A 24552-nucleotide genomic window follows, 5' to 3' on the forward strand; every position below is an offset into this window, starting at 1 on the left:
TTTTCCGCCGCAAAGTACAAGGATTTTTTCCCGATGAGCAGAATCAGGCAAATATCAGACAGAATTGTGTATTAACCAACGGGCCTTGTTCCCCTAAACTCATTCACCAGAAACAGCCTCAACGCTGGATACACACACCGGAGCAAATGATGAACAAATTTACTTATCACAACCCGACACGCATTCATTTCGGAGAAGGCCAAATCGCGGCAATTGCCAACGATATTCCTCAAGATAAGAAAGTCCTGGTGCTTTACGGCGGCGGTTCAATTAAAACCAATGGCGTCTACGATCAAGTCGTGGCGGCCCTTGCTGATCACCAGTGGGGAGAGTTTGGCGGCATTGAAGCCAACCCACAGTACGATACCCTGATGCAGGCCGTTACCAAAATTCAGTCCGAAGGTTTTGACTTCCTGCTGGCTGTCGGCGGTGGGTCAGTCATTGACGGCACCAAATTCGTCGCCGCGGCAGCAAGCTACGCCGGTGACGATCCTTGGCACATTCTGGCCAACAATAAACCAGTCACTGCCGCCCTGCCACTGGCTTGTGTGCTGACCCTGCCGGCAACCGGTTCAGAAAATAACATGGGTGCCGTGGTCTCCCGTGGCAAAGACAAACTGGCCTTTATGTCCCCGCTGGTTCAGCCGCGCTTTGCCGTGCTGGATCCACAAACGACACTCAGCCTGTCACCGCGCCAGGTCGCCAATGGTGTAGTCGATGCTTATGTTCACGTCATGGAACAGTACCTGACTTACCCGGCTGACGCTAAAGTCCAGGACCGATTCGCCGAAGGCTTGCTGCTGACGCTGATTGAGGAAGGCCCGAAAGCCCTGGCAACGCCTGACGATATGGCGGTACGCGCTAACGTGATGTGGGCAGCCACTCAGGCACTCAATGGCCTGATTGGCGTCGGTGTACCGCAAGACTGGACCACCCACATGATCGGCCACGAGCTAACCGGCAACTACGGCATCGACCATGCCCGTACCCTGAGCATCGTGCTACCGGCAGTGATGCAGGAGCAACGCAGCTGCAAAGAAGCAAAGCTGCTGCAATACGGCGAGCGTATCTTCGGCATCACCGAAGGCTCCACGGATGAGCGCATTGATGCCGCCATTGCTCAAACCATTGCGTTCTTCAAGCAAATGACGGTGCCGACCCGCCTGAGTGATGTTGAACTGGGCAGCGATGCGGTGGATGTCATTATGGCCAGCCTGGAAAGCCACGGCATGACCGCACTGGGCGAGCACGGTAAGATCGGTCTGGCAGAGAGCCGCGCGATCCTCAATACCGCGCTGTAATCTCATGCCAATATAACGACATCAGGCAGCCTACGGGCTGCTTGATTTGTTTCAGGCCCCGGCAGTATCGCTGCATCACCCCATCGGCAGCGGCGTGCCCTGCTTCACCGGCCGGATGGCAAGGTTAGTGTTGATATCCTGAACCATGCTGAGGGTCTGCAGCTTGCGCATGAAGGCTTCGTAATGGGCCAAATCTTTGCTGACCACTTCCATCAGGTAATCGTAAGCGCCGGAAATCACATGACAGCTGATCACTTCATCCATCATTTCCACTGCGGATTCAAATTCACTGATCACCTGATCCCGGTGCTGACTGAGGCGGACATTGACGAAAAAGGTCATCATCAGGCCCATTTTCTGGCGATTCAATTTGACCTGATACCCTGAAATGACCCCGTCTGCTTCCAACTTTCGGATCCGCCGGGCGCACGGGGATACGGACAAACCGACCATATCCGCAATCTCAGCCGTTGTTTTGCGGACATCACTTTGCAGTGCCGCGAGAATCTGTTTATCTTTGCTATCCATCCATTCGCTTCCTTGCTCTCCCTGCTCCCGGCTCTACCGGGCACAATGACCAACAATCAAAATTTTAGCAATAATTACCAACAATTCAGAACATATTAGTCATAACGGGCAAAATTGACAGTATTCAACATTGATTTTGCCAACTATCACCCGGCGTACTTGACCATAATAAATGCCATAACCAATAACAGGCATAAGACACTATGGCGCAATTACAATCCAAACAGACGCTGGCGGGATTAGTGGCGATGCTGGCCACCTTGCTGATCTGGTCCAGCTTCTTTCTCTCCCTCAGGGCGTCGGGCAATTCGATGCTGACCGTCGGTGATATGGCGCTCCTGCGTTTTCTGCCGGCAGCGCTGTTCTTCGGCGCAATCAGTTGGCCCAAAGCCAAACAGATTGCGGCAACCCCAAAACGATACCTGCTGGCCATCGCCTGTGGTGCCGGGCTGCCCTTTATGCTGCTGGCAGCAAGCGGGTTGCGTCTGGCCCCGGTGGCCGACGGCGCATCCCTGATCCCGGGGATCCTACCCCTGTTTGTCTCCTCCATTGCCGTTTTCTGCTATCGTGAGAAAATCTCGGATGCCCGTAAGATCGGGATAGGATTGATTGTGGTGGGCATTGGCCTCTTTGTCGCCAATTCACTGCTGCGCGGCCAGTTACAAATTGCTCAGGGTCATGCCCTGCTCCTGGCAGCCAGTTTCAGTTGGGCCTGGTTCACGATTGCGATGCGGGTCAGCGGCCTGAACCCGGCATGCAGTGGGGCGGTGCTGGCCGGATCCGCTTGCTTACTCCTTGCCGTTTGCGGCCTGACCGGCTGGCTGGAGTTTAATCTGCTGTCAGCACCAGCGGCTGAAGTGTTCACCCACTTTCTGATCCAGGGCATCGTGGTCGGTATCTTGTCCAATTATTGCTACGGCTTTGCCATCTCCCGACTCGGTGCAGAAATGAGCGCGGCACTCGGCTCATTCACTCCGGTGCTGGCCGCGCTGTTGGCTGTGCCCCTGTTCGGCGAGACCATCTCTACCAGCGCAGCACTGGCCATGGGTTGTATCGTCTGTGGCGCCCTGGCCGCCAGTGAGCTGATCCAAAGAAAACAGGCGCCAATGACAACGACGGCGTTGCCCAGGTGATCGAGTCGTTCGTGCTCAATTCATAACGCCGCTCAGACGTAAAAAGAAAGGTTGCAGGCAAAAGAAAGCCACTGTTTTTCTTAGACAAACGGCCTGCAACCTTAATAAGAAAGACTGATATTCAACGAAAGCATCTCGCCATCAAACTGCTGTTGGGCGTTGAGCGTCGTCAACCACTTGAGCTCCCCGTTCAGGGTACTGCCGGACTGAAGCCGCCGATAGCTCAGTACCGGTCCAACCCCCAATGACCGGCTCTTAAACGATCCGGCCATCGCGCCATTCCCCCCGTCAGCCGTTAGCTGCCGGGTCCAGTAACCACTCAGGCCGACCCCGGTAAAGCCGCCCAATAAAATCACGTACTGACTGAGCGTCGATTCGACTGACGCCTGGATCCCCGACAAGTAGTCCGTTTGCCGGTTCTTACTGTGAATGTCGAGCCCGGCATGAACGGAGAATGACTGCCCCAGAACCGGCTCCAGATAAGACAGCGATACCGCCGGCCGCAGTGTCCAGTAGTTATACCCGGTGTTTGCCAGTCGTCCCGGCTCATAATTGCCGGTCGGGACAAACAGGCTCAGCCGGACCTGCTGATGCCAATGCTCCGAGGTGCTTCGCGAAGCCATCAGGGGAGTCAATTCCAGATCCCCCAGCCCGCTGACCTTGGCGTGCCGCCCCGACTCAAGCTCCGACGCAGTCTCTGCCGTCATCTCAGACGTTACGTAAGGTAGCTTCAGCGCTGCGGCATAATCCCAGTCCCCCGGCAGCTCCCAGCGGGAATTCCAGACCAGGCCGAGCGCCAGCTCCTGGTAATCAGTGTCCAACTGCGAGACCCGTTCTCCGGCAACCGGCACGTTCGCTTCTGCCAGCGTCCCCTCATAGCGCTGGTGCCACAGTTGCACGGCGAACCGGGTTTCGAACGGTAACCACAGCGCCCTGCTTGACAGCGAGCCCGGATGGTAACGCCCGCCCGCTTCAGCGGCGTCTGCCGTCTTACCCAGGCTCATCACAATCAATGTCAGGACGATGAAGACATGCCGCCTCATAAACACCTCTGCGGCACCACACACAGCGCCATCACTTTCTCAGTGAGCGTTTCAATCGGATTGAAGCTATGGGGAGAGCTTAGCTAATCGCCGCCCGGATACGACGATCAGCACAGAGAAAAAGCAGGGAATATTAAGGGTGAGAAAAAAGTATTAGATAGAGAACATTAGCGGCATGTTCAGCGGTGTTCGCCACCTGCTTACTTTGGCTCTGGCTCCGGCTCGTCAAAATAAACCTGCTCAACATTCAGGCTGACCGCCTCTCGCAACATCGCCAGAAAGCGCTTTTCCACATCCGTTAGCGGCGTGGTTTCCGGCGTGACCAGATACACCGCGGCTGTCGGTAGCCGCTCATAAGGCGGCAACTGTCTGAGCTGCCCCAGCTCGACAAAAGGCTTCGCACCCTCCACGGTCAGCGAGCCGAACCCCACGCCGGCCAGGATCAACCGGCGGATTTCCTCTTCATTGGACGAAACCGCCACCAGCTTGCCCCAGAACGGCAGTTGGGTTCGCAGTTGGGCAATCGCACTGAGCCCCTCCCCCGGCTGATCACTTTCAAACGAGACATAGGACAGGCCGCTGAGATCTTCCGGCTCAATTGATATTTTGTCGAACAGGGGATGACTTTGGCCACAGTAGAATCCCATTCGCTCATAGCCCAGCAGATCAAACCGCAGCCCGGTTTGCGACACTTTTTTGTTACTCAGGCCGATATGAAGTTCCCCAGCCCCGACCGCGCGAACAATTTCAGTGCTGGGTTGGGTATTGATGGTGATCAGCACATTCGGATACAGCTGATGGAATTTCGCCAGAGTCTGATCAAACGCCGGGCAATGAATATGGCTGGCAATCTGGATATCAATCTCGCCCTGGATTTCGCTCTCATTCTGCGAGAATTGCTCGGCCATATCGGTCAGCACCCGGCGGGTCGATGCCGCAAACTCATACACCCGAAGCCCCTGATAGGTCAGGGTAAACACCCCTTTGCGCCGGGTGATCAAACTCACGCCCAGATGGGCTTCCAGTCGCTTGAGGGCATTGCTGACGCTCGGCTGGCTCAGCGACAGCTTTCGCGCCGCACCGGTAATGCTCTGCTCATCAACAATGGTCAGAAAGGTATACAACAGGTTCCAGTCTAAATTGCGCAGCAGGCGTTCGTGGGAAGAAAGCATTCAGTCCGTTTTCCTTGATTTATGCGGTTTTCACATAGCGTGAGACTATGGATAGCATAACGATTCTCCATTTGTAAAACATTAACATTTTAACAACACTCAGCTTTATGTCCGGTCGCTGCGATAAGGTAGAAGAGGATCATGCAGCCCGGTCCGGCAAGGGCCGAGGAAAGACCGGTACATGCAAACACAACCACAGGAAGTACCACACAAAGGGAATAATAATGAAAAAAACAGCTTGTTCACTGGCATTGTCCGTCCTGCTTGCATCCGTTCCGCTGACTCAGGCACAGGCGAAAGAAACCACCCTGCGGATTGGCACCGAAGGCGCCTACCCCCCGTTCAACTATTACACTGCAGATGGCCAACTTGCTGGTTTTGATATCGACATCGGCAATGCCCTGTGCGAGAAAATGAACGCCAAGTGCACCTTTGTCGCCCAGGACTGGGAAGGCATTATCCCGGCGCTGCTGGCCGGAAAATACGATACTGTGATTGCCTCGATGTTCATCACCGAGAAACGCAAGCAACGCGTAGACTTTACCGACCCGTATCAGAAATCAGCCATGACTTTCGTGGTACCGAAAGACTCGGACATCAACGACTTCTCACCACAAGCACTGGCGGGTAAGACCATTGGTGCCCAGGGCTCCAGTACTCAGGGCGATTACCTCACCGCCCTGTACCCGGATTCAGACGTTCGCCTGTACCCGACTCAGGACGCTGTCAACCTTGATCTGGTCTCCGGTCGCCTCGATGCCCAGGTCGGCGATATCGTCCCGATGATGAGCTGGGTCAAAGACACTCAGGACGGTCAGTGCTGCAAACTCGCCGGGAACCTGATCACCGATCCGACTTACGTCGGGGAAGGCGTGGGGATTGCCCTGCGCCAGGAAGATGATGCCCTGCGCCACAAACTCAACAAGGCCCTGGCCGACATCGTCGCCGACGGCACCTATCAAGCCATTAATGACAAGTACTTCTCTGTCAACATCCTGACCCTGGAATAACCGGGCCGATGTCACCTGCATGTCAGCCTCAGAGGAAACTTTATGCAATGGTTTGATTACCTTAGCTTCGGCCAGCACGGCTGGGGCGATGAACTGCTCAGCGGCCTGGGAATCACCCTGGGCCTGGCCCTGGTGACCCTGCCGATTGGCCTGGTGCTCGGCTTTACCGTCGCTGCGGCATCGGTCTCCGGCAAGCCGATTGCCCGGATGATAGCCACCTTTTTCACCACCACGATCCGCGGGATCCCTGAGCTGCTGACCCTGTTCATGATCTACCACGGCGCCGGAATGCTGATCAACAGCGCCCTGAAATGGCTCAACCCGGAAGCGGCGTTTTTTGAACTCAGCCCGTTTGTCGCCGGCACCATCGCGCTGAGCCTGGTGTTCGCCGGTTATGCCGGTGAGGTGTTGCGCGGCGCCTGGAACGCGCTGGATCATGGTCAGAAAGAGGCCGGTCTGGCGATTGGCCTGAGCCGCAACCAGATCTTCTTTCGCATCGAGCTGCCGCAACTGATCCGCCTGGCCCTGCCGGGACTCGGCAACCTCTGGATCAACCTGGTCAAAGACACCGCCCTGGTTTCCGTCATCGCGCTCAACGATCTGATGCGGATGGCCAATGTCGCCGTCGGCGCAACCCGCAAGCCGTTTGTCTTTTTCCTCGCCGTCTGCCTGATCTACTGGCTCATCTGCCTGTTCTTCGAGTGGTGCCTAGGCCGGATTGAACAACGCGCCAACCGCGGCATTCGCGCCTCATAAAAGGAAGCCTCTATGTTCGATATTCTCATCAACTACGGGCCAAAATTGCTCGACGGCGCGGTCATGACCCTGAAGCTGACCTTCATCGCCGTGGCAATTGCTCTGGTGCTGTCACTGCCGCTGGCGATGCTACGCCGCAGCCCTGTCGCGATGTATCAGTATCCGGTCCGGCTGTATATTTCATTTTTTCGCGGCACCCCGCTGCTGGCCCAGCTGTTTCTGGTCTATTACGGCTCTGGCCAGTTTCGTCCGGAACTGACCGAGCTCGGCCTGTGGTGGTTTTTCCGCGACCCCTACTACTGCGCCCTGTTCGCCTTTACCCTGAACTCGACCGCGTATCAGATCGAGATCCTACGCGGTGCCCTGCAGGCCGTGCCGCCGGGTGAAGTGGAAGCCGGGGTTGCGATCGGGATGCCGCGCCCGCTGCTGTACCGCAAGATCATTTTGCCGCACACCTACCGGATCGCGTTTCCGGCGCTGGGCAACGAGATCATCCTGATGCTCAAGGGCGGTGCCATTGCCAGCGTGATCACCCTGCTGGATCTGATGGGCCAGACCCGCCGGGTCTTCTCGCAAACCTTCGACATCTCGATCTATGTCTGGGCTGCGCTGTGTTACCTGCTGATCACGACCGTGTTTGTGCTGATTTGGCGCCGCATCGAGCGTCGCTTAACCCGCCATCTCAACCTGGTAGTGACCCGGCCGCCACAACACAAGCGCGCGACAACCACCACCGAACCGACGCATACAGACACAACGCAAACCGACACCCTGACCGTTCAAGCCAAGGAGGCGACCCATGTCCGTTAATGCACCCGCCGAGTTCGCCCTGGAAGCGGACGATCTACACAAATCCTTCGGCAATATCGAAGTGCTGAAAGGCGTTTCGCTGGCGGCGAAGAAACACGATGTCATTACCATCATCGGTGCCAGTGGCTCCGGCAAAAGCACCTTTCTGCGTTGCCTCAACTTACTGGAAACCCCGACCAGCGGCCGCTTGCGGGTTCACGGGGAAGCGCTGGATCTATCTCTGGCTGCCGACGGCCGTCATGACAAAGCCCTGCAGCAGCAAATCGAGCGCACCCGTGCCCACCTCGGGATGGTGTTCCAGCAGTTCAATCTCTGGACCCATATGACGGTACTGGAAAATGTCATGCTAGGCCCGTGTACCGTGCTCAAGCGGGATAAAGTGCAGGTGGAAGAGAAAGCCAAAGCCCTGCTGGAGCGGGTCGGAATGCTGGAGAAATGCCATATGTATCCGGACCAGCTCTCCGGCGGCCAGAAACAGCGGGTGGCCATTGCCCGGGCGCTGGCGATGGATCCGGACGTGATCCTGCTCGATGAGCCGACCTCCGCCCTCGATCCGGAGCTGGTCAGTGAGGTGCTTCTGGTGATCCGCGAGCTGGCCCTGGAAGGCCGCACCATGATCATGGTCACCCACGAAATGCGCTTTGCCTGCGATGTCTCCTCCCACGTCATTTTCCTCCACCAGGGGCAAATTGAAGAGCAGGGGCCGCCGGAGCAGCTGTTTCACAACCCGCAGTCTGAGCACCTGCAGCGATTTTTATCATCTCAGTACTAATACACTGATTTTATTTAGCAAAACCATCGATTTACCAACAAATTTTTTCCCTAGACAACTGGGCCCTTTGCATCGATTGAAATTCGAAGGGCCGATAGATACCGACAAAGAGGACAACGCCATGTCAATGACTGAACTGAAAACCCCATACCTGGTTTTTCTGGGTGATGCGCAAGATCTGCTGATGGCCAAAGTGGCGAAAGGTGTTGCCCACTGGCGCCCGGAAAAATGCCTGGCCCAATACCGCCTGGAAGGCGCCAAGGCCGATCTTGGCCTGCCGGAAATGCCGATCAAACAAGCGGCCGAAGCCGGTGCCAAAACCCTGATCCTCGGCCTGGCACCGATGGGCGGCACCTTGCCACAAAGCTGGATCCCGCTGCTAATTGAAGCGATGGAGTCCGGCATGGATATTGCCAGCGGCCTGCACATTCGCCTCAACGATATCGAAGATCTGGTCGCGGTTGCCCGGCGCACCGGCCAGCGCCTGATCGATGTTCGCCACCCGGAGCTGTCACTGGTCTGCGGCAGCGGTAAACCCCGTAGCGGCAAGCGCCTGCTGACGGTCGGCAGTGACTGCTGCGTCGGAAAAATGTTTACCGCCCTAGCGATTCATCAGGAAATGGCCGCACGCAACATCAAGGCGACCTTCCGTGCCACCGGCCAGACCGGGATCCTGATTGAAGGCTCCGGGGTGCCGATCGATGCCGTGGTTTCCGACTTTACCTCCGGCATGATTGAGCAACTCAGCCCGGCCAACGAAGCCGATCACTGGGACATCATTGAAGGCCAGGGCTCGGTGCTGCACCCTGCCTACGCCGGCGTCAGCTTAGGCTTGCTGCACGGCGCCCAGGCCGATGTCATCATCCTGTGCCATGAAGAAGGCCGGGTTCAGATGGATGAAATGGAAGGCTTTGAGGTCCCGGACTTCGACACCCTGATTGAAACCAACCTGCACCTGGGTCGGGTCACCAACCCGAATATTCGCCTTGGCGGCATCGCACTGAACACTTCGTCGCTGTCGGAAGAAGACGCGATGAAAGCCATTGCCCGCTACCAGGAAAAATACGGTGTGCCGGTGGTCGATCCGGTGCGTACCGGCGTCGCTGCGATTGTTGACGGACTGGAGAGCTAATCATGCGCAAGATGACAATCACGGTCGAGCAATGGCCGCTGAAACAGCCGTTCGTGATCTCCCGGATGGATCCCATGCTGCACGGTGAAGTGGTGGTGGTGGAAATCGAACAGGATGGCCTCATCGGCCGCGGCGAATGTGAACGCAGCGATGTGTTTGAGCCGGATTATCCGCCGGTCCTGCCGGTGATTGAAGCGGCCCGTGATGCGGTGGAGCAAGGCGCCAGCCGGGAAGAGTTGCTGGCGATCATGCCGGCAGGCTGTGCCCGCAATGCCGTCGACTGCGCCCTGTTTGAACTCGAAGCCAAGCAACAAGGCCGCACTGGCTGGCAACTGGCCGGCTTCGATCAAGCGCCGCAGCCAGTCACCACCGTCTTTACTCTGTCGCTGGATACGCCGTCCAATATGGCAACGATGGCAGCCAAAAACAAAGATCGCCCGCTGCTCAAGCTCAAGCTTGGCCGGGAAGGCGACATCGAGCGTGTCGCCGCGGTCCGCGCCGCAGCGCCGGACACCCGCCTGGTGATTGATGCCAACACCGGCTGGAGCCTGGAACAGCTCAAAGATTACCTGCCGAAACTGGCCGAGCTGGGGGTCGAAATGGTCGAGCAGCCGCTGCCGCCGGGCCAGGATCATCTGCTGGAAGGCATCGATCCGATCATTCCGATCGCCGCCGATGAATCCTGTATCGATCGCAGCTCGCTACCAGAATTGGTCGGGCGCTACCAAATCGTCAACATCAAGCTGGATAAAACCGGTGGGATGACCGAAGCGCTGGCTTTGTTGCAAGAAGCCAAAGCACAGGGGTTCGAGATCATGGTCGGCTGCATGATTGGCACCTCGCTGGCCATGGCACCCGCCCTGCTGCTGGCACAGCAGGCCCGCTGGGTCGATATCGACGGTCCGATCCTGCTGAGCAAAGACCGCGACGGCGGGCTGGGCTATCACGGCAGTACCGTCCACCCGGCCGAAGGTTTGTGGGGCTAAGCCGCCACAACCCCTTGGCTGCGCAATAAAGAAGCAGGACCGGTTGGGTCCTGCTTTTTTGCTTGTTCATCGGTACAAATTTTCGCCACCAATCAGCGAACACCTGTACGCAAAAACCTTGATCTCGCCCCGCATTTATCATGGGGCGGAATCTCCAAAGATACCTCCGAATCTCTCCCGGTCAAAGCAGGATTTCATGCAGTTTGCACAATTATGCGATGTATCACAAAGTGAGTTTTATCCGCTTAACTCGGAAAAATTCGTTTGCTAAAGATACGTTGAATCTGACGCAGGGTTGCTTTAGGAGGTAATTGTGTCTATCAATTCTATCGACCATAACGAAATCGCAGATGTCTCCTCAAAATGGGATTTCAAAGACGAAACCGCGACCAACGTTGCGCGCTGTAAGCGCCAGCAAGCAGAAGCTAGACGCCGAATCGAAATGCTGCGCGATATCCGCGACAGTGGCTTAACTATCGAGGAAGCGAAAGAACTGGGGCTACTTCACTAATACCAATCGCAGTAAATAACTGGTCATCCTAGCTTGTTAAAATGCTCAATAACTACGTTAGAATTTTTGATTGTAGAATAACTACTTATCTAAAATTCTGCCTTGTTCTCAAACATTTTTCCTGCGCTATTTCTGATCACTTACTTACTTTGATTGGTATAACAGATCAGGCTTAAACCATGGCGGCTGGCGCACTTTTCCGGAGTAGCGCGCCGGCCTGATAGAAAGCGTCTATCGCATCAATCTATTATTCCGGCTTTTCTAATCTCGGGGTAGTCGTTACAGTATTGCCAATCCTACGAAATGGAACGCAATTATGAGTACACTGACTACCCGTTGCCCGCACTGCCAGGCAATGAACCGAATTCCGACCGAGCGCATCAACGACGTGGCTACTTGCGGCGCCTGTAAAGACAAGCTGCTGGATGGTAAGCCAATCGAAGGCACCACCGAGAACTTTCTGTCCCTGATCCAGGGCGACAAACCGGTTGTGGTTGATTTCTGGGCCCCGTGGTGTAACCCGTGTGTCGGTTTCGCACCGATTTTTGAAGATGTCGCAGCCGAGCGCAGCGGTGATATCCGCTTCGTGAAAATTGATACCGAAGCCCAGCAAGCGCTGGCGGCACAGTACCGCATTCGCAGCATTCCGACCATTATGGTGTTCAAAAACGGCCAGATGGTCGATACCATCAACGGCGCACTACCAAAGGGTCAGTTCGAACAGTGGCTGAACCAGGCATTGACCAAGGCATAAATTGCTGTTGTCACCCTGTTCCCCCTTTTGCCTGATTCAGCCCATCCCATCCACGCCCTGCAAACCGCAGGGCGTTTTTAACGGTTCAGCCCAGAGCGCCTCTGCCCGGCTTACCGCAGATCTTGCCTGACCAGCCTGCCAACTCAGCGCGTTTTCAGCCAGGACATCCTTGACGCTTTTCAGGGCATCGGCGTTTCATTGTTGAGAAGCACCTCCAATGATAGTTGCGCTTTTAAGCCGCTGAGTCTTATATACTTCATAGTATTCGCTCGCGTGCTTCACAGGTCTCCTTGTCTATGAAAATCAGCCTCAACAACTTGTCATCTACTGTGTTCCTGTCTGTCTTGCTCACCGGGTGTAGCAGTACCTCAACTTTCTTTTCCGGCAGCAGCGAATACAGTTTCCGGGATTCGGCAGAAAGTTTTATTCAAATGAATGACACCCGCAGCAGCGGCGCCGAAGTAGATAAAGGGCTGTTCTATCCCAAGAGCGCGTTCTCCTTTACCTATCGCTATTGCGCCAACAGTCCCGACATGGCGCGACAGGACATGACGGAGTTTCACCAGCTGGCTAAGCGAGTCTGTGATGCCAACCACGGCCAAATCATCCACCAGGACACCGGGAGCTGGTGTGTGAATTATCCGGACACGGCCAATGAGCAACCGGTGTTCTACGCCCGGATCTCCAGCACCGAGCTGTGGGCTGATCTCTGTCTGGACGGACCGTTTGTCACCCTGAAAGTCATTGAAAACACCGAGGCCAGTCCGGATGAGTGGTACCAGGCAGCCAAAGTCCTTGGCTACCAGCCCTACTCCCAGTACCGTATGCTGCTCCCGGCACCGGAAGTCGGTCAGTTACACCAGCCGGAAAAAGAGCCCGTCGCGACCGAATTCTGGAACGAGGAAAGCCAGTATATCTATACCAATGTTGGATCAGTGGTGTGTTTGTATAACCGCCCGGCAGGGGAAAGCGTCGGCTATACCTATCAGGGAACCGTCCACAGCGTCGATAACGGCCTGGTCAAAGTGGCCGCCACCGCCAAACTCAAAGGCGACATTCGCACCGCCCCGACACTCGAGCCGGTGGAATGGCACCACCCGATGGCGTATATCACCGCCGCCGCCAACGCCTGGTTTGTTTGTGGTTAAGTACAAAAGGAGTTTTTATCGGCTAGCAACGACGATCAATTTGACACGCAACTTTTTGGCTTTCTTCTCTGGCAAGCGCTACATCCAGTTTGTATTTCGGCAGTTTTTCAAGGAATAATTTTGCCGAATACTCGCCATTCTTTAATGCTTGACTGAGCCAGTAGAAGGCCAAGTAATCATGCTTCGGAATAGAACACTCACCATCCAGAAAACACATGCCCAAATATAACTGACTTGTAGATAAACCTTCCACCGCAGCGTGATTCAGCAGCTGAAAGCCCTTTTGTACGTTACCGCTCCCACCGAGCTCAATATAAGTCAGTCCCAGTAGCTCGGTAGAAATTAATTCACCAGCATCAGAAGCGCTTTTCAAGTAAAAGATTGCATCGTTGGTATCTCGGTTTCTCAGTAGAATTTCAGCATAGCGATACTGTGCAATCGGATTGCCTTGATCAGCTAATATTTTCAGCTGGTTTATCGCTTGTGTACGAACCTTTACATCATCGGCTTCAAGCGGCAGCGACAAAATCTCAACATCATCTTTCATCGCCACTGTATGATTCACATAAAACAAGGCGGATAGCAGCAGGATAAATACCGAAATACTAAGCGTTTTCCTATTCAATTTCATATAACTACTACCAATTACATGAGTTTAATGAAGCCAGAAACCTGCGAGTTGCATATCACACTATTTTTACTACAACCAACCAAACATACCAAGAAGCATACCGCTGATCTAATCGATCATCGATGTACTGACGTCTCATAAAAATCAAACATCTTCAGCACCCCGCAAGCCTTATCCCCAGTTCAGTACCTGCCAGTTTTCCCGGTCGGCATGCTGGACCAATTGCGCGCACGGGTTCACGAGGTAGGCATAATCCGCATGCAGGCACAACGGCAGGTCATTGATGGAGTCGGTGTAGAAATGGACTTCCGAATACCCCTCAGGTTGGGCCAGTAACCACTGCTCCAGACACGTCACTTTGCCTTCACGGTAGCTCGGTGTGCCCTGAATGGCTGCGGTATAGCTGTCTTCTGTCTCGACCAGGTTGATCCCAATCGCGTGCTCAATGCCGATCCGCCGGGCGATTGCTTCAACCAGAAATGCCACCGAAGCGGAAATGATCACCATCGTGATTCCATCCTGCTTGAGTTGGCGGATCAGTGCTTCAGCCTGGGGAAACAGTTTCGGCAGAATGTGCTTATCAACACAGCGATCCACCAGCGCGGTCAGCTGCGCTTTCGACATCCCCGCCAGCGGTGCCATGGCAAACGCCAGATAGTCTTCCATCTTCATCTCGCCGTTGGCATAGCGCACCATCATCTGCCGGTCCTGCTCAAGAAAACCGGGCGTCGTGACAATCCCCTCCTCGACCAGAAACGCATTCCACAGCATGGCGCAGTCTGCATCAAACAGGGTATCGTCCATATCAAAAACATACAGCGGTTGGGACATTTCAGGCTCTCACAGGTTGAATTTCATTGAGGTTAAACAGCAGCTCTAGCTGACTGCCGGGGGCCAACAACCGCTCCGAGGAACGATTGAGCAAATCGACCGTCAGCTCACAGCCGCTGACCTCGACCCCGTAGCGGATCACATTGCCCAGCAGCTGATGGTGCTTAATCGTACCTTGCTGCGGCGCAGAAATATGTGAGCCATACTGGCGTCCGGCTTCTTTGACATAAATCGACTCCGGGCGGATCGCCACTTTCCAGTCGGTTTCAATCGCAAACAGCTGACGGGCTTTGTCAGCATCGACCAGGTTGTAATGGCCCATAAACCCGGCGACAAACTCATTGGCCGGATGGGTATAAATCGCTTCCGGCGAGCCCTGCTGGACTATCTCGCCCTGATTCATCAGGAAAATACGATCAGACATAATCATCGCTTCTTCCTGATCATGGGTAACAAAGACCGTGGTCAGGTTAAGCTCTTTCTGAATGTCCCGGATCTGCTGGCGCAGGTGTTTGCGAATTTTAGCATCCAGCGCCGACAGCGGCTCATCGAGCAGCAAAATTCTCGGCTTGACCACCAGTGCCCGAGCCAGTGCCACACGCTGGCGCTGGCCACCGGAAAGCTCATGCGGATAGTGTTTCTCTTTGCCTTGCAGCTCGACCAGCGCAATCACCTTGGCCACGTCCTTGGCTATCGTCGCGGCCGGTACCTTCTTCATCTTCAAGCCGAACGCGATGTTCTCCGCTACCGTCATATTAGGAAACAGCGCATAGGACTGAAACACCATGCCGATTTCCCGTTGTTGCGGCACCTGATGGGTGATGTTCTCGCCATCGACCCAAATCTCACCGCCATCGACTGGATTCAATCCGGCCAGACTGCGCAGCAGCGTCGATTTACCGCAACCGCTCGGGCCGAGCAGGGTGACAAACTCCCCTTGCTCAATTTGAAACCCAATGTTTTCAAATACGGTGTTGTCACCAAATCGCTTGGTCAGTTGATTGACGGTTACGTAACTCATAAATTTGCCCCTCGGCTAAAACGGCTCGCCAGCCAGGTCAGGAAAAAGATGAACAGGAAGTAAGTCATCACTAATGCAGACGTGAAATGCCCGCTGGTCTGTCGCATGTTGTAGAGATAAATCTGCAATGTCTCAAACCGGGTGCCGACCAGAATATTGGCAAACACAAACTCACCCAGCAGGAAGGAAAACGACAGGAACAGCGACGCCATCAGCCCTTTTTTCAGGTTCGGCACAATAATCAGCAAGAACGCTTTGGTGGTGCTGGCACCGAGCAGATGCGCTGCATCCATCAAATCGTGCAAGTTGATCGCCTCGAAGCTGTTGGCAACCGCCCGGTACATAAACGGCAGCGCAATCGTGAAATAAGTGCCAATCAAAATCCAAGGCGTCCCCACCACCGGCACACTGCTGTCGGCATAGATTTGCAGCAAACCGACCGACGAGACCACCGGCGGCACCGCAAACGGCAACAGGATCAGGATGTTCATCAGCTTATCGAGCTTGGGAAAATAGTAGAACACCACGAAAATGGCCGGGATGATCAGCACCACACTGAGCACCAGCGCGGCAATACAGATGAGCAACGAGCGTCCGAATGCAGCCAGAAAGCGTTCATCGGTCAGCAGTTTGCCGTACCAGTCCAACGTAAAGCCGTCCGGCAGAATCGTTGCGCCCCAGCTCGAGGACAGGGAGTACACCAAAGTGGCGATCAGCGGGATCAACATGATCCCGACAATGGTGTACACCACGGTTTTGTGAAAGGTGACATTAGCGTTTTGCATGGGTTCCCCTCGCCGCATCACTGCGGGCAATCAGCCATTGGTTAATCAGGGTGATCAGGGCCAGCAGGGTGATCAGCAGCACCGAAATCGCAGCCGCCAGGTTCGGCTCCAGGAACAGATCCCCCGAGACCAGGCTGGCAATCCGCACGGTGATCACGTTGTAGTTGCCGGACGTCAGGGCGTAGACACTCGCATAGGCGCCCATAGCATTGGCAATCAGGATGATCAGAGTCCCGAGCAGCGCCGGCGATAACACCGGCAGCGCAATTTTCTGCCAGTATTGCCGGGTGCTGGCACCAAGCAATGCCGCGGCGGCTTGCCAGTCGTCGCTGAGGGCATCAAAGGCCGGATACAGCAACAGCACCGCCAGCGGGATCTGGAAATAGATATAAATCGCCAGCAGCCCCCACTTGCCGTACAGGTTGAAGTCCTCGATCAGGCCATACTGTTTGAGCAACAGGGTAATGGCGCCGTTGACGCCCAGAATGATGATGAAAGCGAAAGCCAGCGGCACGCCGGAGAAGTTGCTGCTCATATTGGTAAAGGCAATCACCCCGTCGCGCAGCTTCGAATCCACCCGCCGCAACGAGGACACCAGCAGGGTGGCAATCGCCAGCCCGAAAACGCTCGACCAGCAGGCCAACCACAAGCTGTTGCTGAACCCTTGCAGCATAAAACTGGAATCTAAAATCTCCAGGTAGTTCTCAAAGGAAAACTCATCCTCGTAAATAAAGCTGTTTATCAGCACCCACACCATCGGGGCCAGCTGGAACAAATAGAAAAACAGCGCAAACGGCGCCAGCCACACGGCTGGTTTCAGCTTTTTCAGACCAAACAATCGGCCACGCTGCGCTGAAGACCCCGCGTTCTCCGGGGTCATCACTGAACTTCTCATGGGGCTAGAATTTCCTGGGCGTATGGTTTGTTGTGTTCAAGGCCAAGCAACTGGCAGACAGTACCGCAGATCTCGGTCTGGCGAATTGTGCCGCGCTGATGGCTGAACCCCTCGCCAATCACAAACAGGGGCACCTCGCGCTCTTCCGCCAGCGTGCCGCCGTGGGACAAGTCATTGTTCATGCCATGATCACTAGTGACCATGATTTGATAGCCATCGGCCAGCCAGGACTCGATATAATTGGACAAATGAATATCAGCGCTACGCGCGCAGTTGCGGTACTGGCGGGAATCAAGCCCAAACTGGTGCCCGGTATCATCGATGTTCATCGGGTGGATCAGCAGAAAGTCCGGCTGATAACGACGGCGCAGATCTTCCGCGTCCAGGAACAGCGCTTCATCCGGGTATTGATCCCAGTGATAAAAGCGGCCGTGCTGAATATTGAGCGTTTCATCGTGGGTAAACCGGTCCCGCACCGCTTCATAAGGCGCGCGGTTGTAAAGCTCGCTGACCCAGTGATAGGCAGCAGCGGCCGTCACTTTGCCCTGCCCCTTCGCCAGACTGAAAATCGACTCATGATGTGAGCGACGGACAATCTGGTTATTGACGATACCGCTGACCACCGGCGGCACACCGGTGAGAATGCACTCATACAACGGGCGCGACATCGACGGCAGCTCACACTGGAGTTTGTAGAGTGTTGCGCGTTGCTGCTCAATCAAGCCATGCAGGTAGCCCATGCAATCATGGGCGACCTGGTAATTGAGTCCATCCAGCACAACAAGGATCACCTTATTGCTCATGTAAACCTCTTACTGCTGGTGAATCAGCACGTTTTCCTGCCATTGACGCGGCAGTTTACGGGCCGATTTTTCCCAGGCTTTAAAATCCGTCACAGGATGAACATTGGTGTATTGCGAGTTCGGCAACAGCTTGTCCTGAATTGATTTCGGCAGGGTGATTGAACTGCGGATCGGGCGGGCATAACCTTCAGCCAGGTTGATTTGTCCCTGATCGCTGAAGATATATTCACGGGCCAGCTTGGCGGCATTCGGGTTCTTGGCAAACTTGTTGATAATGGTGGTATAGCCGGAAATCACCGAGCCGTCTTGCGGAATGCTGACGGTAAAACGGTCGCGGTCAATCTGATCACGATAGTTCAGGGCATTGAAATCCCACAGAATCGCAACTTCCACTTCCCCTTTCTCCAGATTTGCCAGGCCCGGATCAGTGAACGACAGACGTCCCTGCTTGGCCAGCTTGGAGAAGAACTTGATGGCCGGTTTCAAATTCGACTCATCTCCACCCTGAGCAAATGCAGCCGCCAGCACCGCATTGTTGGCCTGAGCAGCGACGCCCACATCCCCAACGCTGACTTTGTAATCGCCCTTGAGCAGATCATCCCAGGATTTCGGTGGGTTCTTCACCAGGTTGTTATTGGAGATAAAGGCGATGGTCCCGGTATACGCCAGGGCCCAATGGCCGTCTTTATCTTTAGCCCAGTCCGGGATCTCTTCCCAGGTGCTTGGTTTATAAGGCTGCGTCACGCCCTTTTTCACCGCAACGCGGGCGAAGGCAAAACCAACATCACCGATATCCGCGGTGGCATTTTTCTTTTCCGCTTCAAACTTGGCAATTTCCTGCGCCGAGCTCATGTCGGTATCCTGATGCGTCAAACCATAATTGACTTTCAGGTCGGCCCAGGTATCTTTCCAGTTGGCCCAGCTATCCGGCATCCCGACACTGTAAACGGCACCTTCTTTTTGTGCGGCTTCAACCAGCGACTCCAGGTCTGCATCACTTGCATAAACAGTGGCTGAAAGTGTGGTGGCAAGCAGCGTGGTTTTGAGCGCGAGTGTACGGGTTAACAAAGTATTCATCGTCTCCATCCTTTCTGGACTAGGTCAGTAAGTTCACTTTTTATCCTATGGATGAAGTGTGACGATTTCGGTGCAGGGATATGACAAATTTAATGCATTTATTTGTCACCACTATTTCAAAGCCCTGGAAAGCCCTCATATTTACTGTCATTTTTCTGTGATAAAGATGTCGTACATTTTTCACATCGACAGTTTCTGGACTAGTTCAGTGATGGCTATACAAACGAAAACACAAACCAAAAGTCCAACCCAACTTGGCAAAATTAAAACCAGCATTCGTCAGCAAATCCAGTCAGGGATGATGAGCGGCGGACAAAAGCTGCCATCCGAGCGCGAGCTGAGCACCCTGTTTGAAACCACGCGGATCACGATAAAGGACGCGCTGGTTGCGCTGGAAACCGAAGGCCTGATCTATCGGGAAGAGCGTCGTGGCTGGTATGTCTCCCCCCAGCGCATTTGCTACAACCCGCTCTCGCGCAGCCACTTTCACCAGATGATCCGCGATCAGCACCGGATCGCCGAAACCCGACTGCTCAATACCCGGACCGAAATGGCCGCCGGAGAATACGCCGCCGCGCTGAATATTCGCCAACTCACCCCCATCCACATCATTGAGCGCCTGCGCTATATCGATGGCCGGGCGGTGCTGTTTGTCGAAAACTGTCTGATGACCAACCTGTTCCCGGGGATCCTGGAAGAAAATCTGACCCTCTCCCTGACCGGCCTGTTCGCCGAAAAATATGGCTATCAAACCCAGCGCTCCCGCTTTGATGTGATCCCAACCGCCGCCCCGGGCCATGTCGCCAAAGCTTTGAACCTGGCAGAAGGCCAATCGGTACTGAAAATCTGCCGGGTCAACTATAAACAGGACGGCACCCTGATGGATTGTGAATTTGAATACTGGCGCCCGGATGCGGTGATGATTCGGATTGACAGTTCGGCGGAGTGAATAGCAATACAAGGCTTAAATCCAGTTACATTTTAATATTCCTCCCCTTTCTTTAGAATAAAACTAGTTCAATGAATACTGGAATCCATATCCGATTTTTCATATCAAAGATATTCGATTCGCTTTATAAGTATTTCAGCAGAGATTATATTGATTGCATATAAATCAATTTATACTGGGCGATAAGAAAGGAGGAGTCAGGTGTCGAGGTTTGAAATGATGTGGAAAGAACACCCATCTGTTAAAAATTTCTTTGATGATTTTCCTTGCACTAATGAGTCTGGTGAAAAAGCCCATCCTCACCATTTAAGCAAATCATTGAATTCGAAGCCAGCGAGGGTGTCTCAAAGATAAAGGGGAAGAAAGGAATAATTTTCTTTAAAGATTATTATGAGCCAAATAATCAGGGTGATCATATCGACTTATGGAACGGCAGCAGATTAACTCGGTATAGTTCATGGGTTGAGTTTGCGATGAGAGGTGGAAGACATTATTTCAGCTCTACTGTTTGGTTTTGGCCTGTTCCCTAAGTGAAGGGTAAATTAACATGACAAAAGAAAAGTTTATTTTTCCATTGATATTATCTAGTCTATTTGGATGCCAACCTGAACATGAATCCCCGACTTCTGATATATTCATTAATGACCTACCTGATAATGGTGCCCTTATCAAAGTCTCTGAAGATGGTCATCTAACAAACATAGATGAAGTAGATAAGGCCCTAGAAGGTCACCATAAAGAAAAATTCAATCTTTCTTTACAATGGTTAGCTACAGAGTCAGAAGTGTCATTCTATAAGCTGGATGGTAAATCAGCTCATGGCATTGTTCAGGTTGCTAATTGCCTTAAAACGCCAGGAAAAAAAGAATCTGACTGTATTTAACGTCCTCAGGCATGAAAAGACAATCAGGGGTGTTAAGTACACCCCATGGATTTGATATAGAGTACATTGCACCTAATAACTCACTGTGGTGCACCTTTTTACAGGTCGCCCCTCACACAGGGGCGTCCATCACAATCACTACACCACAAAGTCAAAATTCGCGGCCAATCCGTCGGACTGTGGCATCGGGTCGATTTGCAGCGCTTCGCGATTGCGGGCCCACCATTCGTTGCCGGTTTGGTCCTGCAAGTAAAGTTGGGTTGTGAGTAACTCACGCCCACCCTGCCAGATCTTGACGTGAATATGCGGCGGCCGTCCAGTATAAGGCACCGGATAGAGGGTGTGAAAGCGATAATGGCCCTGGCTGTCGGTCAACGCCGCACCAAAACCGGCAAAATGGCGATCGACCTGCTCATGGCCGGATTGACGGGGATGATGATAGATCCCGGCACCATCGCACTGCCAAATCTCAACCCGGCAATCGGTCACCGGCTGACCGCTCATATCCAGCACCCGGCCACTGAGCCACATCGGGGTGCCGTTCACCGCCGCCTGATCCCCGATCAGGGATTCCCGAAACGGAATCGCCACCACCGGATAAAACGGCCCTTCAGTTTGTGACGGCGTCCGGGCCAGTGCCCCCCTGCCCCAGGCTGAAGGCAGCCAGACTGCCGGCCACATTGCCAGCGACCAGCACGCCAGAAAATTTCGTCGGTTCATTCCCCCTCCTGCTGCCAAAACCATTCCGCTTCGCTTTCTTCATTGTGGCAGCCATGGGGGAAATTGCGTGCTCAACCATGCACTTCTTTATGCGATCTTTGATTACGCTATAGGCTATTCTGCGCTCAATACAAAACAACCCGGCCAGGCCGGGTTGTTTGCTTTATGGTTGGCCCAGGTTTTTCCGCCCGTGTTACTCACTGGCAGCCGGTTGGACCTCGCCGTGCACCACCCAAGGCTTATCAGCCACGGACAAGGCATCTTTGTCTGCCCAGGTGGTCCTGATGGCCGGAATATTGGCCGCTGTCGGCAATGTCAGCAGTGATGAACCGTTCAGATCCAAGCCTGAGTTGGTACAATCGCTGACTCCGCCGGCCGCCGGCATGAAGCGCTTATCAATCCCGGTGGCTTTGACCACATAGCGGTTCCCGTTGGTGTCAGTATACACCGGAGTGCCGTCGGCGAGACTAAACAATGCATTCCACTGGCCTTCGGCCTGCTCCCAAGGGATCCCGTGCAGGTTCCCCGGGCCATGATATTCCAGCATCACCTGGGCACCGTCATGGGCAGATTCACCATTTCTGTCATGGGCAGCCTGGTGGCTGTAAATCACCTGAATTGGCTTGTCGAATTCATAAAAGCGCTGATCAGAGACTTTTTTCAGCATCGTCAGCTGGCTCCAGCTGTCCACACCCATTTCCCAGCGATAGGTAACAGTGCCCTGACCATTGAGATCATCCCAGCTGTTGACTGAAGCCGCATCGGCACTGAGCACAAATTCACCGCTGGACGCGCCCCAGAACGTCTGATCATCACTCAGATCATCCCGGGTAAAGTTCAACGTCACCGACTGGCCGGACAAGCGCAGTGTCATATCCGCCGGATCCAGGGTATAGGCGATCCCCGCCGATGACGGATCTTCATACGGCTGGGTAAAGTTCCAGCTCAGGGCGTCGTTAAGGCTGATATTGCTCTGCGGACAGTCGCCGTAACAGATCAGGTTAATCGCACCGCTGTTAAAAATGGCATCGTTCGCGCGCACCGTTTCGTTGCTGGTGTAAGCAACTTTGTGGCTCCCGCCATCATTGCCCAGATAGTTGATGTTCTGACGCAGCATCGGGGACCAGAGGTAGGTATTCTGGGTGATTCCGGCATCATTCCCGTCCGGATTGCCTGAACCGTCATCGCCCTGGAACTGGCCGGCACTTGCGACCCAGTAGACATTAACGGAGTTGTTGCCGTCCCAGTATTCAAAGGATTCACCGTCTTGCAGCGCGCGTTGGCCTTTGATCTGACGCATCAGTTTGCCCGGCGCCGTCACCACGGTATAGCTCACCCCATCCTCATCGGTAATGGTGGTCGGTGCGACGTAGCCCTGCTGGTGCTGCTCTTCCGTCCAGAGTCCCCATTCACCAACAAACCCGTGCTGAGGCTGGCCGCTCTGGGCGGAAATATATTCAAAGTTGAAACCAGCTTTGATATCCAGCAGCTCACCCGTTGTCTCATTAAACAGCGAGTAGCTGTGAACATTCTCACGCGGGTTGTTGCGGCTCAGGCACACTTCCGGATTGCTGCCCACCTGCTTGAGGTAATAGTTTTCGTTGTAGGCCAGCTTATATTCAATCGGCACCGGCGGATTCTGGCTCCAGTCAAGTCCCTGGGTTTTCCCTCGCCCGCTCTTGCCCTCGGCATCGTCAATCTGCACAATCGCCGCCTGCTCAATGGTATTCCCACCTTCTTCAAACGAGTTGATCAGGCTAATCATATTCTGACCATTTTCCACCGAAATACTCAGATCACCCTTGTCCGCACCGGTTGCATGTTTGAACGTAAACTGTAATTCACCAAAAGGACTTGTCGGGCCGGGAGCGGCGGACACACGGGTATTGACGATATACTGGCCATCCGCTTCTTCAGCATCCTGGAACCAGACAGTGACGTTTTGCGGACTTTGGTTATCTGCACGGGTTGAGCTGACCACCACTTCAGAGTACGCAATCTTACTGGCCGATTGTGAGCTTTCATCTCCGTTTCTGCCCTCACACTGGGCCGAATCGACCAGCGCGCGGTAATCCGCATTGGCAAAGTTCTCAGCACCGGTGGCTTTCATGATGCACAGCAGCATGTTGGCCATATTCAGTGGCTCTGCCGCCTGCTCGCCAACATAACTGTCGGTGATCGTATTGGTGTAATCTGTCCCCGCATCATTGTAACTCGCGGCGCCTGAAGCAGAAAAAAGTACACTGGAAATGGCTGTCGCCAGGGATAACTTCTTCATCTCAATTCCTTTTTTATGATTATTTTAATTCACGACACTGACCGTTGAAGGCGTACTAATCCCACTGACTTCACCGGAAACTGCTTCCGCATCTGAACTTCCCCCACCGCTGTTACACGCTGTGAGCACTAAACTTAAAGTTGCTAAACAGAACAAGCGCTTCAATAATCTCATTGCAAATTCCCTTACTTTACACGTCGGACATTCTCTTGAATTAAATAGCCAAACTGAATGATTAAAAATAAATAAATTTCACATGTGCAACAGGTTTACTTGTTATTAATATCAACCACTGCCATCCACGTGCAGACATTATATTCATAAAAACTCGAAATAAATGATGAAAGTATTAATATTGTGAGATGAAAAACAAATCGACATTTAATTGGCGAAAGTTATTTTATTGAACATTATTTTCGACAATTTGTTGACGGGCGAAATAGGTTTTTAACTCTAACTCGAATCAACACGAAGAACACACAAAACAATAAAATCAAATAGTTACAATGGAATCGAGGTTAATTTAGCCATTTACCCTGCCTCACCAATCAGCTTACAACCATGTCATCCGCAACCAAACCAAAAATAATATTTAACTATCAAAACCTTATTTAACATTGAAG

26 protein-coding genes are annotated in these 24552 nt (G+C 53.7%); 14 read left to right on the forward strand and 12 right to left on the reverse strand.

What is annotated here, in order from left to right; genetic code table 11:
- Positions 1 to 149: 149 nt before the first annotated feature.
- Positions 150 to 1301 carry an iron-containing alcohol dehydrogenase gene (locus tag NNL38_RS17735; RefSeq protein WP_255392276.1) on the forward strand — a complete coding sequence of 384 codons (1152 nt, stop codon included), beginning with the start codon at positions 150 to 152 and terminating at the stop codon, positions 1299 to 1301.
- A gap of 75 nt (positions 1302 to 1376) precedes the next feature.
- On the opposite strand, the gene NNL38_RS17740 is transcribed toward NNL38_RS17735, so the two are convergent.
- Positions 1377 to 1829, reverse strand: a complete 453-nt coding sequence (locus NNL38_RS17740) for an Lrp/AsnC family transcriptional regulator (protein WP_255391770.1) — start codon at positions 1827 to 1829, stop codon at positions 1377 to 1379.
- Positions 1830 to 2032: 203 nt separating this feature from the next.
- Here NNL38_RS17740 and NNL38_RS17745 point away from each other — a divergent pair, with 203 nt between their 5' ends.
- Positions 2033 to 2962, forward strand: a complete 930-nt coding sequence (locus NNL38_RS17745; protein ID WP_255391771.1) for a DMT family transporter — start codon at positions 2033 to 2035, stop codon at positions 2960 to 2962.
- A 101-nt stretch (positions 2963 to 3063) separates the two neighbouring features.
- Here the strand turns inward: NNL38_RS17745 and NNL38_RS17750 are convergent, their stop codons facing one another.
- Together NNL38_RS17750 and NNL38_RS17755 are read right to left on the reverse strand one after the other, a co-directional pair.
- Complete coding sequence (locus NNL38_RS17750) at positions 3064 to 4005, reverse strand: SphA family protein (RefSeq protein WP_255391772.1); 942 nt, start codon at positions 4003 to 4005, stop codon at positions 3064 to 3066.
- A 200-nt stretch (positions 4006 to 4205) separates the two neighbouring features.
- Positions 4206 to 5177: a LysR family transcriptional regulator gene (locus tag NNL38_RS17755; RefSeq protein ID WP_255391773.1), complete on the reverse strand. Its 972-nt coding sequence runs from the start codon at positions 5175 to 5177 to the stop codon at positions 4206 to 4208.
- A gap of 224 nt (positions 5178 to 5401) precedes the next feature.
- Between NNL38_RS17755 and NNL38_RS17760 the strand changes: the two genes are divergently transcribed.
- From NNL38_RS17760 to NNL38_RS17800, 9 genes are all read left to right on the forward strand, one after another.
- Positions 5402 to 6187 carry an ABC transporter substrate-binding protein gene (locus NNL38_RS17760; RefSeq protein WP_255391774.1) on the forward strand — a complete coding sequence of 262 codons (786 nt, stop codon included), beginning with the start codon at positions 5402 to 5404 and terminating at the stop codon, positions 6185 to 6187.
- Between the two features lie 42 nt (positions 6188 to 6229).
- On the forward strand, positions 6230 to 6943 hold the full coding sequence (locus tag NNL38_RS17765) for an ABC transporter permease (protein ID WP_255391775.1): 714 nt from the start codon (positions 6230 to 6232) through the stop codon (positions 6941 to 6943).
- 12 nt (positions 6944 to 6955) lie between these two features.
- Positions 6956 to 7753: an ABC transporter permease gene (locus NNL38_RS17770; protein ID WP_255391776.1), complete on the forward strand. Its 798-nt coding sequence runs from the start codon at positions 6956 to 6958 to the stop codon at positions 7751 to 7753.
- Positions 7743 to 8525 carry an ABC transporter ATP-binding protein gene (locus NNL38_RS17775; protein ID WP_255391777.1) on the forward strand — a complete coding sequence of 261 codons (783 nt, stop codon included), beginning with the start codon at positions 7743 to 7745 and terminating at the stop codon, positions 8523 to 8525. Before NNL38_RS17770 ends, NNL38_RS17775 begins: the two co-directional genes overlap by 11 nt.
- Positions 8526 to 8646: 121 nt before the next feature.
- Entirely contained in the window at positions 8647 to 9657 is a 1011-nt protein-coding gene (gene dgcN, locus NNL38_RS17780; protein ID WP_255391778.1) for an N-acetyltransferase DgcN, read from the forward strand.
- Positions 9658 to 9659: 2 nt separating this feature from the next.
- Positions 9660 to 10643, forward strand: coding sequence for an N-acetyl-D-Glu racemase DgcA (gene dgcA, locus NNL38_RS17785; RefSeq protein ID WP_255391779.1), 984 nt, complete (start codon positions 9660 to 9662; stop codon positions 10641 to 10643).
- Between the two features lie 313 nt (positions 10644 to 10956).
- Positions 10957 to 11154: a hypothetical protein gene (locus NNL38_RS17790; protein ID WP_255391780.1), complete on the forward strand. Its 198-nt coding sequence runs from the start codon at positions 10957 to 10959 to the stop codon at positions 11152 to 11154.
- A 316-nt stretch (positions 11155 to 11470) separates the two neighbouring features.
- Entirely contained in the window at positions 11471 to 11908 is a 438-nt protein-coding gene (gene trxC, locus NNL38_RS17795) for a thioredoxin TrxC (protein ID WP_255391781.1), read from the forward strand.
- Positions 11909 to 12204: 296 nt separating this feature from the next.
- The gene (locus NNL38_RS17800; protein ID WP_255391782.1) at positions 12205 to 13056 is read left to right on the forward strand and encodes a hypothetical protein; all 852 of its coding nucleotides are present in this window, start codon (positions 12205 to 12207) and stop codon (positions 13054 to 13056) included.
- Between the two features lie 22 nt (positions 13057 to 13078).
- Here the strand turns inward: NNL38_RS17800 and NNL38_RS17805 are convergent, their stop codons facing one another.
- From NNL38_RS17805 to NNL38_RS17835, 7 genes are all read right to left on the reverse strand, one after another.
- Positions 13079 to 13687, reverse strand: coding sequence for a tetratricopeptide repeat protein (locus NNL38_RS17805; RefSeq protein WP_255391783.1), 609 nt, complete (start codon positions 13685 to 13687; stop codon positions 13079 to 13081).
- A 171-nt stretch (positions 13688 to 13858) separates the two neighbouring features.
- Positions 13859 to 14518 (reverse strand): HAD family hydrolase, encoded by a 660-nt coding sequence (locus tag NNL38_RS17810; protein WP_255391784.1) that lies wholly within the window; start codon positions 14516 to 14518, stop codon positions 13859 to 13861.
- A 1-nt stretch (position 14519) separates the two neighbouring features.
- On the reverse strand, positions 14520 to 15539 hold the full coding sequence (locus NNL38_RS17815; protein WP_255391785.1) for an ABC transporter ATP-binding protein: 1020 nt from the start codon (positions 15537 to 15539) through the stop codon (positions 14520 to 14522).
- Positions 15536 to 16324, reverse strand: a complete 789-nt coding sequence (locus NNL38_RS17820; RefSeq protein WP_255391786.1) for an ABC transporter permease — start codon at positions 16322 to 16324, stop codon at positions 15536 to 15538. The genes NNL38_RS17815 and NNL38_RS17820 overlap by 4 nt, the downstream gene beginning before the upstream one ends.
- Positions 16311 to 17219 (reverse strand): ABC transporter permease, encoded by a 909-nt coding sequence (locus tag NNL38_RS17825; RefSeq protein ID WP_255391787.1) that lies wholly within the window; start codon positions 17217 to 17219, stop codon positions 16311 to 16313. The genes NNL38_RS17820 and NNL38_RS17825 overlap by 14 nt, the downstream gene beginning before the upstream one ends.
- Positions 17216 to 18022 (reverse strand): alkaline phosphatase family protein, encoded by an 807-nt coding sequence (locus tag NNL38_RS17830; RefSeq protein WP_255391789.1) that lies wholly within the window; start codon positions 18020 to 18022, stop codon positions 17216 to 17218. Before NNL38_RS17830 ends, NNL38_RS17825 begins: the two co-directional genes overlap by 4 nt.
- 9 nt (positions 18023 to 18031) lie before the next feature.
- Positions 18032 to 19099, reverse strand: a complete 1068-nt coding sequence (locus NNL38_RS17835; RefSeq protein WP_255391790.1) for an ABC transporter substrate-binding protein — start codon at positions 19097 to 19099, stop codon at positions 18032 to 18034.
- Positions 19100 to 19310: 211 nt separating this feature from the next.
- Here NNL38_RS17835 and NNL38_RS17840 point away from each other — a divergent pair, with 211 nt between their 5' ends.
- The 3 genes from NNL38_RS17840 to NNL38_RS17845 all read left to right on the forward strand — a co-directional run bounded on the left by NNL38_RS17840 (position 19311) and on the right by NNL38_RS17845 (position 20931).
- A complete protein-coding gene (locus tag NNL38_RS17840; RefSeq protein ID WP_255391791.1) occupies positions 19311 to 20048 on the forward strand; it encodes a UTRA domain-containing protein in 738 nt (245 codons plus the stop codon).
- 317 nt (positions 20049 to 20365) lie between these two features.
- Complete coding sequence (locus tag NNL38_RS24795; protein WP_369414635.1) at positions 20366 to 20578, forward strand: T6SS effector amidase Tae4 family protein; 213 nt, start codon at positions 20366 to 20368, stop codon at positions 20576 to 20578.
- A 17-nt stretch (positions 20579 to 20595) separates the two neighbouring features.
- Positions 20596 to 20931, forward strand: a complete 336-nt coding sequence (locus tag NNL38_RS17845; protein ID WP_255391792.1) for a hypothetical protein — start codon at positions 20596 to 20598, stop codon at positions 20929 to 20931.
- Between the two features lie 138 nt (positions 20932 to 21069).
- Here the strand turns inward: NNL38_RS17845 and NNL38_RS17850 are convergent, their stop codons facing one another.
- On the reverse strand, positions 21070 to 21651 hold the full coding sequence (locus tag NNL38_RS17850; protein WP_255391793.1) for a dioxygenase family protein: 582 nt from the start codon (positions 21649 to 21651) through the stop codon (positions 21070 to 21072).
- Positions 21652 to 21844: 193 nt separating this feature from the next.
- Positions 21845 to 23929: a hypothetical protein gene (locus tag NNL38_RS17855; RefSeq protein WP_255391794.1), complete on the reverse strand. Its 2085-nt coding sequence runs from the start codon at positions 23927 to 23929 to the stop codon at positions 21845 to 21847.
- Between the last annotated feature and the right edge of the window lie 623 nt (positions 23930 to 24552).

It is taken from the genome of Photobacterium atrarenae, from assembly GCF_024380015.1.
GTDB classification, from domain to species: Bacteria; Pseudomonadota; Gammaproteobacteria; order Enterobacterales; family Vibrionaceae; genus Photobacterium; species Photobacterium atrarenae.